Raw genomic sequence first — 14,969 nt, 5'->3', positions numbered from 1 at the left:
GCATGGACAATGCCGCCCAGACCGACCCGGAAACCGACGACGCCAGCGATCTTTCGCACGACGATCCCGAGCGCCGGCAATCCGACCGCGAGATCGAGGCCGACGAATCCGGCCTGACCGGCCACGAACGCGGCCAGATCAAGGACAACCTGCGGCTTTCGGCGATCACCGTCTTCTCGGTGATCCGGCGCGAGGGCGAGGAGGAACTCCACCGCCCCGCCATGTCGCTCTGGTGGTCCGGCATCGCCGCGGGCATCGGCATTTCCACATCGGTCTTCGCGCAGGGCCTGCTCCACCAGTCTTTCGCGGATCACCCCCAGCGCGAACTCATTTCCGCGTTCGGCTATGCCATGGGCTTCGTGCTGGTGGTGCTCTCACGCCTGCAACTCTTCACGGAGAACACGCTCACGGCCGTGCTGCCGCTGCTGGCAGGGCCGAATGTGGAGCGGCTATGGCGCACGGCAAGGCTCTGGGCGATCGTGCTCGCCGCCAACCTCGTGGGCACTTTCCTGACAGCGCTGTTGATCGACATCTTCGCCGATCCCGCGCATCCCACGCTGGCGGGCATGCTCGATGTCTCTCGCAAGGCCGCGCAGGCCAGCGGCTTGACCGCGCTGCTGGACGGCATTCCCGCGGGCTTCTTCATCGCCGCATTCGTGTGGATGCTGCCCAGTTCCAAGGGCTTCGAGATTTTCGTGGTCGGTCTTTTCGCCTGGCTGATCGCGGCGGGCGGCTTCGCGCATGTCGTGGCGGGATCGACGGAGATGTTCCTCCTCGTCCTTCACGGCGAGATACCGATGCTCGATGCCTTCGCTCTCCATCTGGCGCCCACGCTGGTCGGCAATGTGATCGGCGGCACCGGTCTGTTCGCGCTTCTGGCCTTTGCGCAGATCAAGGCCGAAATCTGACGGATGACCTTGCCCGGCATGCAGGCTAGGACGGCGAGATGAATGGTGCAAAGACGATCACGGTCCGCCGCAACGCTTACGGGACGGACCTGCGCGCGGGAGAACGTTTCGCCATTCCGGTAGAGGCGCCCATCGCCATCGAGACCAACGGCATCGCCTATGCCGTGATGATGGCGACCCCGACCGCCATCGAGGATTTCGTGACCGGCTTCCTGATGGCCGAGGGGCTCGCCGAGGCGGACGAAGTCGGCGAAGTGGCCGTGCACCGGGTGGAGAACGGCGAATGGGGCACCGGCTACGTGGCCCGCGTGAACCTGCCGCCTGAGCGCATCGGCGCGATCGTGGCGCGGGCGCGGCGGCGCGTGGGTGACAGTTCCTGCGGCATCTGCGGCATCGAAGGCGTGGAAGCGGCGCTGCGTCCGCTGCCGGTGCTGAAGCGGCCGAGCAGGGCGACGGCAGCGGCGATCCGGCGCGGGCTTGACGGTTTGCAGGCCGGGCAGGCGCTGGGGCGCGAGACACATGCCACCCATGCCGCTGCCTTCTGCGACGAGTCCGGCCTCATGGTGCTGGTGCGCGAGGACGTGGGGCGGCACAATGCACTGGACAAGCTGGTCGGCGCGCTCGCCCGGGCCGGGATGGATCCGGGCGCGGGCTTCATGATCGTCACCTCGCGCTGTTCCTACGAACTGGTGGAGAAGGCCGCGCGCGCCGGTTGCCCGTTGCTCGTCGCGATTTCCGCGCCCACCGACCTGGCCGTTCGCCGGGCGCGGGCGGCGGGGCTGAAGCTGTGCTTCGTGGCGCGGGACGATACGATGCTGCTGGTGCACGACTGCGACGAGACCGACGAACGTGCCATGCGGCTCGTCGAACCGTAAACCGGCGTCTTCCTGTTTTGCTTGCAGTATTCGCGCGCAATCCTAGATTCGCAGACGACGACTACACTTCTTGAAGGACGGGACTTTCTTCCATGGCCACTACGACCGATCAGGCGACCACAGGCGAGCTGAAGCTGACGCCTCCCGATCCGGTGCCGGTGGTCCAGCCAGAGAAGGCGGCCGGTCTCGTCCCCGTGGGCGACGAGCAGAAGTCCAAGTTGCAGGTCCGCGTCGATGAATTCGTGAACGACCTGGTGTCCCAGGACGTGAACTCGCCCGAATTCGGCCGCCGCGTCGACCAGATTACCAACATGGGCCGCAAGGAGATTTCCGAGGCCGCCGGCCAGTCCAACCGCTTCCTCGATCGTCCGGTGCGGGCGATGGACAAGGACGCCGGCGTCGGCGCCGACCTTGCCGAACTGCGCCGCACGGTGGAAGACCTCGACCCCTCGACCAAGGGCGACCTGCTCTCGCGCCGCAAGATCTTCGGGATCATCCCGATGGGCAACAAGCTGCGCAACTACTTCGACGGCTATCAGAGCGCGCAGGGCCACATCAGCGCGATCCTCGCCCGCCTGCAGGGCGGCAAGGACGAACTGCTGATGGACAATGCCGGTATCGACGTGGAGCGGCAGAACCTCTGGGCGGCGATGGGCAAGCTCGAACAAATGATCTTCATGTCGAAGGCGCTGGACGAGACCTTGGAGCAGAAGGCCAACGACCTCGACCATACCGACCCTGCCAAGGCCAAGGCGGTGCGCGAATCCGCGCTGTTCTACGTGCGCCAGCGCACGCAGGACCTGCTGACGCAGATGGCGGTTTCGGTACAGGGCTACCTCGCGCTCGATCTGGTCAAGAAGAACAACGTCGAACTGATCAAGGGCGTGGACCGGGCCTCCACCACCACCGTCGGCGCGCTGCGCACGGCGGTTACCGTGGCGCAGGCGATGGCCAACCAGAAGCTGGTGCTGGACCAGATCACCGCGCTCAACACCACGACCGCGCGGATCATCGACGGCACCGGCCAGATGCTGAAGGACAACACCGCCCGCATCCACGAGCAGGCGGCGAATTCCACGATCCCGCTGGAAACCCTCAGCCGCGCCTTCCAGAACATCTACGACACGATGGATTCGATCGACACCTTCAAGATGCAGGCGCTCGATTCGATGAAGCAGACGGTGCAGTCGCTGGAAGGCGAGGTCACGAAGTCCAAGGCCTATATCGCCCGCGCGCAGGGGCAGGCCGAAGGCACCGCGCTGGGTAGCGACAAGGCGGCGAAAGCCATGCTGGAGGCGCTCGACTGACCGCCATGGCCAATCCCGTCACTCCCCGCAATCGCAGTGCCGTGAACCAGGAAATCATCCGCGCCGCCCGCCGCCAGCGCGCGGCGCGGCTTTATAACGCGCGCAAGGAGCGCTGGAACTTCCGCTGGCGCCGCATTCGTCGGGCGTTCCTGGCGCTGTTCGGCATCTTCATCGTGGCGCTGACGGCCGGCCTCATCCTGGGCGGGCTTTCCTTCACGACGACGGTCCTCACCACGCTGCTTGCCTTTGCGGTGTTCATCGTTCTCTCGATCTATCCTTCTTCGCCCCGGCCCCGTGCGGAGCAACTCGGCAGCGCGACATTGCCGGAACTGGCGGGATCGACCGAACTCTGGCTGGAAAGCCGCCGCCGCGCCTTGCCCAACGCCGCGGTGGACGCGGTGGACATGATCGGCGTGCGCCTGGAGCAATTGGCGCCGCAACTCGCCACGCTGGAGGATAGCGGCCCCGCCGCGCGCGAGGTGCGGAAGCTGCTGTCCGAACACCTGCCCTCGCTGGTGGACAGCTATACCCGGATTCCCGCAGAACTGCGGAACAAGCCCCATGCCGGGGGAACCACGCCTTCGCAGCAACTGGTCGAGGGCCTCGATGTCATCGCCGGGCAGATCGAGACGATGAGTCTGGATCTGTCACGCAACGATCTCGACGCGCTGGCGACGCGCGGACGCTTTCTCGAAACCAAGTATATCGACGCCCGCGACGATGGTTGACCTGCTGACGCGGGCGGGGAGCCTGCCGTTTTCCGTCGCGCTGGCGCTGATGCTGATGTTTGCGCTGCTCCAGATCGTGGGCGCGGGCGACTTTCTGGGCGGTGACGCGGATGTCGATGCCCATGCCGGCGTCCATGCGCATGGCGGGGTCGATGCAGGCCTGCTTTCGGTTCTCGGCATCGGCCGCGTGCCGTTCCTGATGTGGTTGATGCTGCTGCTCACCGTATTCGGGCTGGTGGGCATTTCGGCGCAGGAACTGCTGCTCTCGCTGACGGGCCACACCTGGAGTGCATGGCTGGTCGCCCCGGTCGTCGGCCTCGCTTCGCTGCCGGTCACCGGCATGCTGTCGCGCGGGCTGGGGCGGATCATCCCGCAGGACGAGACGACCGCGATCGACATTTCCGCCCTCGTCGGCCGGGAGGCGGAGATTCTCGTCGGCACGGCAACGCCGGGCAGTCCCGCGCGGGGCCGGGTGGTGGATTTCCATGGGCAGCCCCACAATGTCATGGTCGAGCCCGACGAGCACGGCCAGCGCTTCGTACAGGGCGAAAAGGTCCTGCTGGTCCGCCGCGATGGCGACGTATTCAAGGGCATCGCCCGGGGCGACCACTATCTTCCGCGCCTTGACTGAATTGAGGATGGGAAACTCCGGATCGGTTCGATTAAAGCACTGAAAATCGAGCAAACCGGCCCGGTTTTTATGGAAGATTTTGCGAATTTCGGATAAGAACTTCCGTGAAATTCAATGCCTGCGCGCCATTTTTCTCGGGCGGGCATCAACGGGAGAATTCTTAACATGCAAGACCTCGTCGGCATCGCGATTCTGGCCGGCATCGCTCTGGTCCTGTTCCTGGCGCTCGGCCTCATGCTGGCGCGGCTCTACAAGCGTGCCTCGAAGGAAATCGGGTTCGTTCGCACGGGCTTCGGCGGTGAAAAGGTCGTGATGAACGGCGGCGCGCTGGTCCTGCCGGTATTCCACGAGACGATGCCGGTGAACATGAACACCGTGCGTCTCGCGGTGGAGCGCAAGAACCAGGATGCGCTCATCACCCTCGATCGACTGCGAATTGACGTGAAGGCGGAATTCTACGTCCGCGTCCGCCCGGATGCGGGCGCCATCGCCATGGCGGCGCAGACACTCGGCGCGCGGACCATGCATCCCGAGGCGCTGAAGGAACTCGTCGAAGGCAAGTTCGTCGATGCGCTACGTTCGGTGGCGGCAGGCATGACGATGAACCAGCTTCACGAACAGCGCGCGGATTTCGTGCAGAAGGTGCAGCAGGTCTCCTCGTCCGATCTCGCGATGAACGGGCTGGAACTGGAATCGGTCTCCTTGACCGGCCTCGACCAGACCTCGATCGAACACTTCAATGCGAACAACGCTTTCGATGCCGAGGGTCTGACCAAGCTGACCGAGCAGATCGAACTGCGCAAGAAGGCCCGGAACGACATCGAGCAGGACACCCGCGTCCAGATCGAGACGAAGAACCTCGAAGCGGAGCGCGTTTCGCTTTCGATCCAGCGCGACAACGAGTTCGCAAAGCTGGAGCAGGAGCGCGAGATCGAGATGCGCCGCGCGGAACAGGCCGCGGAAGTGGCGCGCGAACAGGCGCTGCGCAGCCGTGAGGCGGAAGAAGCCCGGATCATCGCCAAGCAGCAGGTCGATTCCCAGCAGATCGAATCGGACCGCACCATCCAGCAGGCCAAGATCGCGCAGGCGCAGGCCGTCGAACTGGCGCGGCAGGGCCAGCAGATCGCGATCCAGAACAAGAGCCGCGAGGAAAGCCAGGCCAAGGCTGAGGCCGATGAGGCGCGCGCCAAGGCGGTCGCCGCAGAGGAACAGGTCGTCACCAGCCGTGAAACCGAGGTGGCGGAGCGCGTCAAGCGTATCGAACTGATCGAGGCCAGCAAGGAAGCCGAGCGGCAGGCGATCTCCATCAAGGTCGAGGCCGAGGCGGAGCGCGAGGCGGCTGCCAACCGGGCCGAGGCTTTCCGGCTGGCCGCCGAAGGTGAAGCCGAAGCGGAAAAGCTCCGCGCCGAAGCGTCGCGCGTTCGCTTCGAGGTCGAGGCGGCCGGTCAGCGCGCCGTCAACGAGGCGGCGAACCTCCTTTCGTCCGACCAGATCTCGCTCCAGATGAAGCTGGCGCTGCTCAAGGTACTGCCGGAAATCGTGCGCGAATCCGTGCGGCCGCTGGAGGCTATCGATTCGATCAAGATCGTGCAGGTCGACGGGCTGACCCAGAAGGGCGGCGCGGGAGCTTCCCCGGCTGCGGCAGGTGGTTCGGGCAATCTGGCCAACGACGCGGTCAGCGCGGCGCTGGCCTATCGGGCACAGGCGCCGGTGATCGACGGGCTGATGAAGGAACTGGGGCTCGACGGTGCTTCGCTTGCGAATCTGGTGCAGGGCGCGGTGCAGGCGCCCGCTTCGGTTCCGATCGTAGCCGCCGCAAATGATGCCAGGGGTGTGCCGCTCGGCGAAGCCGAATGAGGTGATCGGGCGGCTGGAATGGTTTGCCTGACAGAATAGAGGGACGCCGGACCGCCTGGCGTCCCTTATCGCCGTGGCGGCACGGCCCGCCCTGCCTTCCGCAGAGAGGCCATGTTAGGCCATCCCGCGAACGCCGGACGAACCGGCGGAACGGGAGATATGCGTCATGGCCGGGCCATTCCACAAGATCCTGCTGTTCATGAAGCGCCGGCCCGATCTGACGGTCGAGCAGTTCCGCGCTTATTACGAGACGCGTCATGCGCCGCTGGCCGAACGCTATTCGCGCGGGGTCAGTCGCTACATCAGGCGTTATGTCGATCCGCAGGTCCATCCCGAAACCGGCGCCTGCCTTGACGGGCCGGACGTCATTACCGAACTCTGGTTCGAGGACGAGGCGATCTATCGCGCCACGCTCGGCTATATCACCACCAGCCTGATGCCGGATGAGATCGTTGCCGATGAGCGCAATCTGTTCGACCGCGCCTCGTTCCGGATCGCGACGGTGGTGGAATGCGAAAGCGCATCGACGGGGTGAAAGCCGCGGGCAATCACCCCGGCGGGGGGATCAGATCCCCAGCCGCCCCATGATTCCGCCATCCACCTTGATGTCGCACCCGCTGACGTAGCTTGCCGCCGGAGAGCAGAGGAATTCCGCGACCGAGGCGATTTCGTCGCCCACGCCGAGGCGGCCGAGCGGGGTCATTCCCATCATCCGCACCATCTGTTCGCTGGCCTTGGCTTCGGCGCGGCTCATTTCGGTATCGATGAAGCCCGGCGCGATCGAGACGATCCGCACGCCGCGTTCACCGTAGGCTGCCGCTTCGCGCCCGACGAGGCCGATCACTGCGCGCTTGGAAAGCGTGTAGCCCATGCCGGGATTGGTTGCGTGCCCGTCCACCCCTTCGCGGCCCTTGCCGGCGACGAGGTCCTGCACGGCCGATACCATGGCGGGGTCGCCCAGCAGATAGGCCGACATCGACGAGATCAGCACCGCGCATCCGCCCGCTTCGAAGCGGGGCAGGAGGGCGGCGACAAGCCTTTCGGTGGCGAAATAGTTCACTTCGAGAATGCGCGGCGCTTCTGCCATGGTGGGCGAGAGACCGGCGGTGTGAACGAGCGCGAACAGCGGGGCGCCGCCCAATGCGTCCAGCAGCTGCTGCGGGAACTCCGCTGCGGAAATGTCCCCGGCGAGGGTCGAGACTTCGGTGCCGCCCGCGCGAAGTTCCGATGCGAGCGCGGCAAGGCGTTCGGCGTTCACATCGCACAGGAGCAGGGAATAGCCCTGTGCGGCGAAACGGGTTGCGGCCGGGCGGCCCATGCCTCCGGCGGCACCAGTGATGATGACGGTTGCGCTCATGACCTCTCCTTTTCGCGCCGTTCCTTCGGCATCGGGCGAAGTGGTAACGGGCGCCGGGAGGTCTAGCCAGCGCCTGAGGCACTCATCGCCCCGGGGAATAAGATACAGTGTCGCTCATACTTCTTGCATTGAACCGCATCCCGTCGTTTCATCCGCGCCGATGGGCCGCGGGCAAGACGGCAGCGATCTGGGAGTGCGCGGATGCAGATGAATGGCGAGCAGAGGGTCGCAGCACCGCGCCGAAAGGTTTGGGAGGCGCTGAACGATCCGGCAGTGCTCGCACAGTGCATTCCCGGCTGCCAAAGCCTTGAACGCGATGGCGAAGACCGTTTCGTCGCGGCGGCCGAAGTGAAGATCGGGCCGATCGGTGCGCGGTTCAAAGGGCAGGTGCAGCTTTCCGATCTCGATGCGCCCAATGGCTACAGGATCACGGGAACGGGTAACGGCGGGATCGCCGGAAGCGCCAAAGGCGGCGCGAACGTCCGGCTGAGCGACGCCGGCGATGGCGGTACGCTGGTTGTGTATGAGGTGGAGGCGGAAGTGGGCGGGCGCATGGCGCAGCTCGGCGGTCCGATCATCGACGCCACGGCAAGAAACCTTGCGGGGAAGTTCTTTTCGAAGTTCGGCGATGTGGTCACGGGGGGCGCTCCGGCGCCGGTTGCTGCGGGGGAGCAGGCAACCGGCGCCGGACAGGCAGAGCCTGAGGCAGCCGTAGCGGCAGCGGCACCTGCCGCCTTCAGGCCCGTGGTTACCGATGCGGCGACTGGTCGCGGCACGATCTGGGGCTGGATCGCCGCACTGGTGCTGGCACTGCTCGCCGGCTTCACGCTGGGCGCGCGCGGCCTCCATGCGGAGATGCTGGTGGTGCTCATGCTGCTCGTGGTGACTGCGGCAGCGGCTTTCGAGGCCGGGCGACGCGGAAACGTTGGAGGTGCGCGCCGATGAAGCCTGCTCCCTTCGACTATGCCCGGCCATCCAGCGTGGCCGAGGCTTGCCGCATACTTTCCGAGGCTGGCGGCGGCGCAACCGTGATCGCGGGCGGGCAAACGCTGATGCCGCTGCTCAATCTCAGGATGAGCCAGCCCTTCATCCTGGTGGACATCAACCGCATTCCCGAACTCACCGGCGTGTCCCGCGTTGCGGGCGGCATCCGCGTCGGGCCGATGACAAGGCAGGCCGATGCCCTGGTCGATGCCACGCTGGCGCGCCATCTGCCGGCGATGGTGACGGCGCTTGGCCATGTCGGGCATTACCAGACGCGGAACCGGGGAACGTTGGGTGGTTCGGTGGCGCTGGGCGAGCCTGCAGCGGAAATGCCGGCCACGGCGGTGGCGCTCGGCGCGATGCTGGAGATCGCCTCGGTGCGCGGCAGTCGAACGGTTGCCGCCACGGACTTCTACATAGGCCCTTACATGACTGTGCTGGAGAGTGACGAACTGCTGACCGGCATCGTCTATCCCGACTGGCCCGAAGGCCACCTCGTGCTGTTTCGCGAAGTGGCGCAGCGACCGGGCGATTTCGCGCTGGTCGGCATGGTAGGCTGCGTGGTTCTGGATGGCGGCGTCGTTTCCCGGGCCGGGATGGCCTGGTTCGGCATGGGCCCGACCCCGATCCGAATGCGCCGGGCAGAAGCCGCGCTGATCGGCAGGAGCCTTTCCGAGATCGATCCCGGCGCCGTGGCGGAACTGGCCGTGGCCGACGCCGCACCGTTCGACGATCACCACGCCAGCGCCGAATACCGCCGGACCGTGGGCCGCAGGATCTTCGCGCGGACGCTTCGTGAAACACTCGACCTGAGGGATGCGGCATGAGCGAGCCTCAAAGCGAATGGCGGATCGAACTCGCCGTCAACGGCCAGCATCGCAGCGCCACCGTCGAGCCGCGCACGAGCCTTGGCGATTATCTGCGGCTGGAGGCGGGCTGCACCGGTGTCCACCTCGGCTGCGAGCACGGGGTTTGCGGTGCCTGCACGGTGCTGGTGGACGGCAGGGCGGTGCGATCCTGCCTCATGCTGGCGGTCCAGGCCGATGGGGCGGAGGTGACCACGGTGGAGGGCCTTGCCGCGCCTGACGGCACTTTCCACCCGGTCCAGCAGGCGATGCGCGATGCGCACGGGCTCCAGTGCGGCTTCTGCACGCCCGGCGTGCTGATGACCTTTGCCGCGCTGACGGCGGGAGAGGCCGCTGCGGATGAGCAGGAGATGATCGAGGCGATGTCGGGCCATATCTGCCGCTGCACCGGATATCAGGGCATACGCCGCGCGGCCAAGGCACTGGCCCAATCCGTCTCCGGCGCGGGAGAGGCGGCATGAACGCAGAACCCTCGGGCATTGGCGCTGCGCGCTGGATCGGGAAGCGGGTTCCGCGCAAGGAAGACGCGCGCCTGCTGACGGGGCGCGGCCAGTTCACGGACGATGTGGTACTGCCCGGCATGCTTCACGTTGCGTTCGTGCGCAGTCCGGTGGCACGCGGCAGGCTGGTTTCGATCGATAGCGCCGCAGCGGTGCAGATGCCCGGCGTCCACGCGGTGCTGACCGCCGCCGGCCTGGCGCCGCGGCCGATCACGATGATGAGCTTCTTCTTCACGCCCTCGGAAGTGCCGGTCGCTCCATTGGCGGATACGCTGGTGCAATACGTGGGCGAGCCGGTGGCGATGGTCATGGCCGAGACCCGCGCGCAGGCGGAAGATGCCGCTTCGCTCGTCGAGGTCGAGATCGAGGAACTCGAACCGGTTGTCACCCTTGCTCAGGCGAAGGCGGCAGCGCCGATCCATCCGGGCACCGAGAGCAATGTCGCGGCGGAGATCGGCGACGAGGAGCTTGACGAGGAACTGGAAGCGGCGCTTTCGGGCGCAGCGCTGCGGGTCAGCCAGAAGGTCGTCCACCAGCGCATCTCGCAGTCGCCGATGGAAAACCGCGCGATCCTGGCGAGCCGGGACGGACCCGAGGAGCTCAACCTCTGGATCACCTGCCAGAGCCCGCACAACATCGCGCGCTGGGTCAGCCTGGCGCTTGGCCTGCCGGATGCCGCGATCCGGGTGATCGCCAAGGACGTGGGCGGCTCCTTCGGGCTCAAGAACACACCGTGGAAGGAGGAATGCGCAGTCATCTGCGCGGCCATGCTGCTGGGGCGTCCTCTCAAATGGACCGAGGATCGCTACGAGGCGCTTACCGCGTCGAGCCAGTGCCGGGAAGCGGAGATGAGCCTCCAGGCCGGGTTTGACGGCGAGGGGCGGCTGATCGCCAGCCACGGCATCTATGATTGCAACAACGGCGCTTATCCTCAGGGGGCGGACAGCAATATCGCCGTCCATATGTTCGTCTGGGCGGCCTACAGGATGCCCGCCTACGCTTTTGTCTCACGCGGGTGGTACAGCAATACCAACGGGCTGGCGGCTTATCGCGGGCCGTGGGCGATGGAATCGCTCATTCGTGAAACCTTGCTGGACAAGGCGGCGAGGAAGCTCGGCATCGATCCGATCGAACTGCGCCGCCGCAATCTCGTCTATCTTTCCGATCAGCCGGCGGTGTCGAGCATGGGCATCCCGCTGGAGGATATCACGCCCGGCGAATGTCTGGAAAAGCTCGTTGCGCATTTCGACGTGGCCGCGTTCCGCCGCGAACAGGCGAAGGCGCGGGGGGAGGGGCGCTATCTCGGCCTCGGCGTTGCCGCCTATATCGAGCCGACCGGCTCGGCGGGCAGTATGGTGACGATGACCGGGGAACTGGCGCAAGTGCGGATCGAGCCGACCGGCAAGGTAGCCGCCCTGATGTCCACCCATTCCCAGGGCCACGGCACCGCCACGACCATGGCGCAATGCATCGCCGACCGGCTCGGCGTGGCTTACGACGACGTGACCGTGTTCGAGGGGGACAGTTCGCGCGGCGGCTTCGGCCCCGGCGCGGCGGGTAGCCGTCAGGGGGTGATCGGTGGGGGCGCGGCGATCCGTGCATCGGAACTGCTGGCGGACAAGGTAAAGGTTCTGGCAGCCCACTTGTACAACGCCTCAATCGACACCGTGACCATCGAGGACGGCATGGTCCACATCGCCGGCGCCCCGGAAATGTCGCGATCGCTGGGTGAGATCGCGAACATCGCCTATGGCGAACCGCACCGTCTGCCACCCGGTTTCGAGGCCGGGCTGGAAGCGCAGTTCCGTTACCAGCCGCCGCCGATGACCTTCACCAGCGCGGCGCATGCCTGCGTGGTGGAAGTCGATGCGGAAACCGGCTTCGTGAAGATCTTGCGCTGGATATCGAGCGAGGATTGCGGGACCGTCATAAACCCCGGCGTCGTCGAGGGGCAGATATCCGGAGGGCTGGCGCAGGCGATCGGCATGGTCCTGCTGGAAGAGATGCCATACGATGCGCGCGGCAATCCCCAGGCGGCGACGTTCAAGGACTATCTCCTCCCGTCGATCAGCGACGTGCCGGTGTTCGAGTTCGTCCATGCCAATACCCCGTCGCAGACGATCGGCGGCATGCGCGGCGTAGGTGAAGGCGGTGCCATCATCGGCCCGCCGACGCTGGTGAACGCCATCGCCGATGCGCTCAGCCCCTTTGGCGAGATCGAGGACCTGGTGCTTCCGCTCACGCCTGCCCGCATCCTCGACGTGATCGAGCAACGCGATGTTTCAGGCGTGCGCAAAGATGGAGGGCAGTCGGGTATGGTGTCGGGAGAAGCCCCGGCGCCAGTGCCGGCGATGGAGCCCGTCATTCAGGCCGAGCCGGCCTCGGTTCCCGAACCCGAGGCGCCGCCCGCCGGGCTCGACGGTGACTGGAACATGGTGCTCAAGACCCCGATGGGGCCTCAGGCGATGGTCGTCACCTTCCGTACCGAGGGCGCAGCCGTTTCGGGCCGCTTCACCAGCCCGGAAGGCACGCAGGACTTCGAGGGTGGCACCGTCGATGAAAACCGCGTTCGTTTCGACCTCAAGGTCGAGAAGCCGATGAAGATCACCCTGAAATACGACCTGACCGTGACCGGCAACACCATCGCAGGAAAGTGCAAGATGGGCATGTTCGGCTCGGCCAAGGTGACGGGCGAGCGGGCCGGCTGAAGCAGGCTCTTTCCGAGCTGGTGGGATTAACAACAGCATTGCGCCCAAGTCGGTCGCGCCAGGGCCGATTGAACCCGCCGGAGAGCCGACCGTCCGCTTCCCCGTGCAGGCATGATCGATGAGCAGCTGAGAAAGGTGATGAGCGGACCTTCCAACGTGGAGCGAGCTATGTCGGGACCGCTCGATCAGGCTTCAGACCATCTCGGTATCGGCTCTCATTTCTTGACCACAGGCGTAATTTCCAGGCCATCCGGCTCGACGATATTCACTCCGGAGAAGACCATCATCCCGCCGCGGAACTCGATCAGCCTGTAATCATTATAACGGCCCATATCGAATCCCCTCCACTTCAAAGACTTACCGACGAACGGTAGAAAGCCGTTGGTATCGACCTTCGCTTCATCGTTCCGAGGGAGAGGCTGCGAACGATCTAGCAGCATCACGTTGATGGCGGTGTCTAGCTCGCGAGTCAGCAAGTCCTTCAGACCGGCGCCGTCATTTTCGATCAAGCTCGCGAGCGGAAGCGGCTTACCTTCGCAGCAGAAATATTTGATCGTCTTGCCGGAGTCGCTGTCGGTCGCGACCTTCGTTTTCAGCACGATATAGGGACGAACATCCTCGGTCTTTTTGACGAACGTAAGCACGACATACGGTGTCACCGTCATCGTGCTGCCGCCCGGCTGGGGTGCGAGCGTATAGGCAGTCCGGAATTTGTCGCTCGCCATGAGCGTGTTGGTCATCTCGATCGCCTTTGCCCGGACGTCAAAGCGCAGGTCATCCTCGACATTGTGGACTTTGCCCGTGCCGCTCTCGGCGTTGATCGAACTTTGTACCAGCATGCCGACCGGGCCTAATAGCATCCCGATTGCGCCGCCACCCTGATGCCCCGAGATGACAACGTTGCTATCAGGGATGCGATGGACGCCCATGGGCAGATCGCTCATCCCGTTCGCGCCCTTTTCCGAAAAGACGACAGCCGTCGGCAGAGCCGATGCGGGAGCCGACGCTACCTCCGAGTTATCCTGCGCGGCGACCGCCTGCGGCGCCAATGCGAATGCACCCGCGAGCATCGCGAGAATGACTGTACGCTTCATCTAATTCCCCCTAGACTTTGGATCGAGATGCCGCCCTCGGACTTGTTCTCGGCCACAGCATCAATTGCTAGTCCAAGGCCTCCGCCGAGACAACCTCGCGAACGTTGAATTCCGAAGCGGTTTGCGCGTTACTGTATGAATTGGATGTTCTTTGCCGAGCGCTTCCTCAGATAACAAACGCTTCTGACAACGATAATAATTTGGTGCAAATTGACCGATCGCGGATCCGTAGATGGAGCGCAGACTATCTTCATTCGGGAATGAGAATTTTCCCTCTGAGCGTCCTTAATAGGGGAGAGCTACCATCTCCAAGCCGTCGTCCCGGACTTGATCGGGAACCGCTGGCAAAGCCGCGCGCGGATGCGTGAAAACGCCGCGTCGCAGCGACCGATCGAAACCTATAGCCTAAAGACGCTTCAGCGGTCCCGGATGAAGTCCGGGACCGCTGAACAGAATATGTCTGCTTGGGGGAGGAGGCCGTCAGACAGCTTTTCCTAATCGAAGTAAGGTAGTTGGTCAGCGGACGGGCAGCCATCTGCCCTTCCCCCAAAGATGAGCCGCCGTTCCGAAACCGGCCCCCTCATGACGCCAAGGCTATCTTGCGCATGGCCTGCTTGTCCTTGCCGCCTAGCTGCTTGCATCCTTCACGGTTTCCATCGCCACATAAGTCGATGTGCTGGAAACGTGGGGCAGGTTCGACAGCTTTTCGCCCAGCACCTCACGGTAGCGGCGGATGTCGGTGGTGCGGACTTTCAGCAGGTAGTCGAAATGGCTGGCGAGCATGTGGCACTCTTCCACTTCGGGTATGCGGCGGACGGCGGCGTTGAATTCCTTCAGCGCCTGTTCGCGCGTATCCGACAGTTTCACTTCGGTGAAGGCCACGTGGTCGAACCCGAGGGTGGCGGGATCGACGACCGCACGAAAGCCGCGGATCACGCCCGAATCGATCAGCCGCCGCATCCGCACCTGACAGGGCGTCTTTGACAGGCCCACCACCTGGGCGAGTTCGGTCACGCTCATGCGGCCATCTGCGCGCAGGGCGGCGATGATCTTGCGGTCAAGATCATCCAGATTGACCTGTTTCTGGCTATTTACCATTCATTTGGCCTGCATGATGCCGAAATATAAGTTCATATGATCTGATCTTTGCCTGT

General features: G+C 64.8%; 14 protein-coding genes. 11 read left to right on the top strand and 3 right to left on the bottom strand.

Annotated elements, in window-relative coordinates; genetic code table 11:
- Nucleotides 1-2 precede the first annotated feature (2 nt).
- From ACXJ16_RS09505 to ACXJ16_RS09475, 7 genes are all read left to right on the top strand, one after another.
- Complete coding sequence (locus ACXJ16_RS09505; protein ID WP_054440056.1) at nt 3-908, top strand: formate/nitrite transporter family protein; 906 nt, start codon at nt 3-5, stop codon at nt 906-908.
- A gap of 38 nt (nt 909-946) precedes the next feature.
- Complete coding sequence (gene fdhD / locus ACXJ16_RS09500; RefSeq protein ID WP_463920537.1) at nt 947-1,783, top strand: formate dehydrogenase accessory sulfurtransferase FdhD; 837 nt, start codon at nt 947-949, stop codon at nt 1,781-1,783.
- Between the two features lie 92 nt (nt 1,784-1,875).
- A complete protein-coding gene (locus ACXJ16_RS09495) occupies nt 1,876-3,090 on the top strand; it encodes a toxic anion resistance protein (protein ID WP_054440060.1) in 1,215 nt (404 codons plus the stop codon).
- Between the two features lie 41 nt (nt 3,091-3,131).
- Nucleotides 3,132-3,818 (top strand): hypothetical protein, encoded by a 687-nt coding sequence (locus tag ACXJ16_RS09490; protein WP_243692691.1) that lies wholly within the window; start codon nt 3,132-3,134, stop codon nt 3,816-3,818.
- Nucleotides 3,811-4,449 (top strand): YqiJ family protein, encoded by a 639-nt coding sequence (locus ACXJ16_RS09485; protein ID WP_463920535.1) that lies wholly within the window; start codon nt 3,811-3,813, stop codon nt 4,447-4,449. Before ACXJ16_RS09490 ends, ACXJ16_RS09485 begins: the two co-directional genes overlap by 8 nt.
- Nucleotides 4,450-4,614: 165 nt before the next feature.
- Nucleotides 4,615-6,306 carry a flotillin family protein gene (locus ACXJ16_RS09480; protein ID WP_463920533.1) on the top strand — a complete coding sequence of 564 codons (1,692 nt, stop codon included), beginning with the start codon at nt 4,615-4,617 and terminating at the stop codon, nt 6,304-6,306.
- A 166-nt stretch (nt 6,307-6,472) separates the two neighbouring features.
- Nucleotides 6,473-6,841 carry an EthD domain-containing protein gene (locus ACXJ16_RS09475; RefSeq protein ID WP_463920531.1) on the top strand — a complete coding sequence of 123 codons (369 nt, stop codon included), beginning with the start codon at nt 6,473-6,475 and terminating at the stop codon, nt 6,839-6,841.
- A gap of 30 nt (nt 6,842-6,871) precedes the next feature.
- Here the strand turns inward: ACXJ16_RS09475 and ACXJ16_RS09470 are convergent, their stop codons facing one another.
- Nucleotides 6,872-7,663 (bottom strand): SDR family NAD(P)-dependent oxidoreductase, encoded by a 792-nt coding sequence (locus tag ACXJ16_RS09470; protein WP_454796735.1) that lies wholly within the window; start codon nt 7,661-7,663, stop codon nt 6,872-6,874.
- Nucleotides 7,664-7,864: 201 nt separating this feature from the next.
- On the opposite strand from ACXJ16_RS09470, the gene ACXJ16_RS09465 reads away from it, so the two are divergent.
- Genes ACXJ16_RS09465 through ACXJ16_RS09450 form a run of 4 tightly spaced genes read left to right on the top strand, consistent with a single transcriptional unit; the run spans nt 7,865 to nt 12,721 of the window.
- A complete protein-coding gene (locus ACXJ16_RS09465) occupies nt 7,865-8,608 on the top strand; it encodes an SRPBCC family protein (protein ID WP_463920530.1) in 744 nt (247 codons plus the stop codon).
- Nucleotides 8,605-9,474 (top strand): FAD binding domain-containing protein, encoded by an 870-nt coding sequence (locus tag ACXJ16_RS09460; RefSeq protein ID WP_463920528.1) that lies wholly within the window; start codon nt 8,605-8,607, stop codon nt 9,472-9,474. Before ACXJ16_RS09465 ends, ACXJ16_RS09460 begins: the two co-directional genes overlap by 4 nt.
- On the top strand, nt 9,471-9,974 hold the full coding sequence (locus ACXJ16_RS09455; RefSeq protein ID WP_463920526.1) for a (2Fe-2S)-binding protein: 504 nt from the start codon (nt 9,471-9,473) through the stop codon (nt 9,972-9,974). Before ACXJ16_RS09460 ends, ACXJ16_RS09455 begins: the two co-directional genes overlap by 4 nt.
- Entirely contained in the window at nt 9,971-12,721 is a 2,751-nt protein-coding gene (locus ACXJ16_RS09450; RefSeq protein WP_463920525.1) for a xanthine dehydrogenase family protein molybdopterin-binding subunit, read from the top strand. Before ACXJ16_RS09455 ends, ACXJ16_RS09450 begins: the two co-directional genes overlap by 4 nt.
- A gap of 215 nt (nt 12,722-12,936) precedes the next feature.
- On the opposite strand, the gene ACXJ16_RS09445 is transcribed toward ACXJ16_RS09450, so the two are convergent.
- Entirely contained in the window at nt 12,937-13,815 is an 879-nt protein-coding gene (locus tag ACXJ16_RS09445) for a hypothetical protein (protein WP_324698366.1), read from the bottom strand.
- Nucleotides 13,816-14,442: 627 nt separating this feature from the next.
- Nucleotides 14,443-14,913, bottom strand: coding sequence for an Lrp/AsnC family transcriptional regulator (locus tag ACXJ16_RS09440; protein ID WP_054440084.1), 471 nt, complete (start codon nt 14,911-14,913; stop codon nt 14,443-14,445).
- Nucleotides 14,914-14,969 lie beyond the last annotated feature (56 nt).

Source organism: Novosphingobium sp. TK71, from assembly GCF_055361505.1.
The sequence above is the reverse complement of the archived record's forward strand: the minus strand, read 5'-3'. Positions and strand labels throughout refer to the sequence as shown.

Coding starts and splice junctions, on each gene's coding strand:
- ACXJ16_RS09485 (WP_463920535.1), top strand. CDS start 3,811: ATGGTTGACCTGCTGACGCGGGCGGGGAGCCTGCCGTTTTCCGTCGCG.
- ACXJ16_RS09440 (WP_054440084.1), bottom strand. CDS start 14,913: ATGGTAAATAGCCAGAAACAGGTCAATCTGGATGATCTTGACCGCAAG.
- ACXJ16_RS09480 (WP_463920533.1), top strand. CDS start 4,615: ATGCAAGACCTCGTCGGCATCGCGATTCTGGCCGGCATCGCTCTGGTC.
- ACXJ16_RS09470 (WP_454796735.1), bottom strand. CDS start 7,663: ATGAGCGCAACCGTCATCATCACTGGTGCCGCCGGAGGCATGGGCCGC.
- ACXJ16_RS09495 (WP_054440060.1), top strand. CDS start 1,876: ATGGCCACTACGACCGATCAGGCGACCACAGGCGAGCTGAAGCTGACG.
- ACXJ16_RS09455 (WP_463920526.1), top strand. CDS start 9,471: ATGAGCGAGCCTCAAAGCGAATGGCGGATCGAACTCGCCGTCAACGGC.
- ACXJ16_RS09445 (WP_324698366.1), bottom strand. CDS start 13,815: ATGAAGCGTACAGTCATTCTCGCGATGCTCGCGGGTGCATTCGCATTG.
- ACXJ16_RS09460 (WP_463920528.1), top strand. CDS start 8,605: ATGAAGCCTGCTCCCTTCGACTATGCCCGGCCATCCAGCGTGGCCGAG.
- fdhD (WP_463920537.1), top strand. CDS start 947: ATGAATGGTGCAAAGACGATCACGGTCCGCCGCAACGCTTACGGGACG.
- ACXJ16_RS09465 (WP_463920530.1), top strand. CDS start 7,865: ATGCAGATGAATGGCGAGCAGAGGGTCGCAGCACCGCGCCGAAAGGTT.
- ACXJ16_RS09505 (WP_054440056.1), top strand. CDS start 3: ATGGACAATGCCGCCCAGACCGACCCGGAAACCGACGACGCCAGCGAT.
- ACXJ16_RS09450 (WP_463920525.1), top strand. CDS start 9,971: ATGAACGCAGAACCCTCGGGCATTGGCGCTGCGCGCTGGATCGGGAAG.
- ACXJ16_RS09475 (WP_463920531.1), top strand. CDS start 6,473: ATGGCCGGGCCATTCCACAAGATCCTGCTGTTCATGAAGCGCCGGCCC.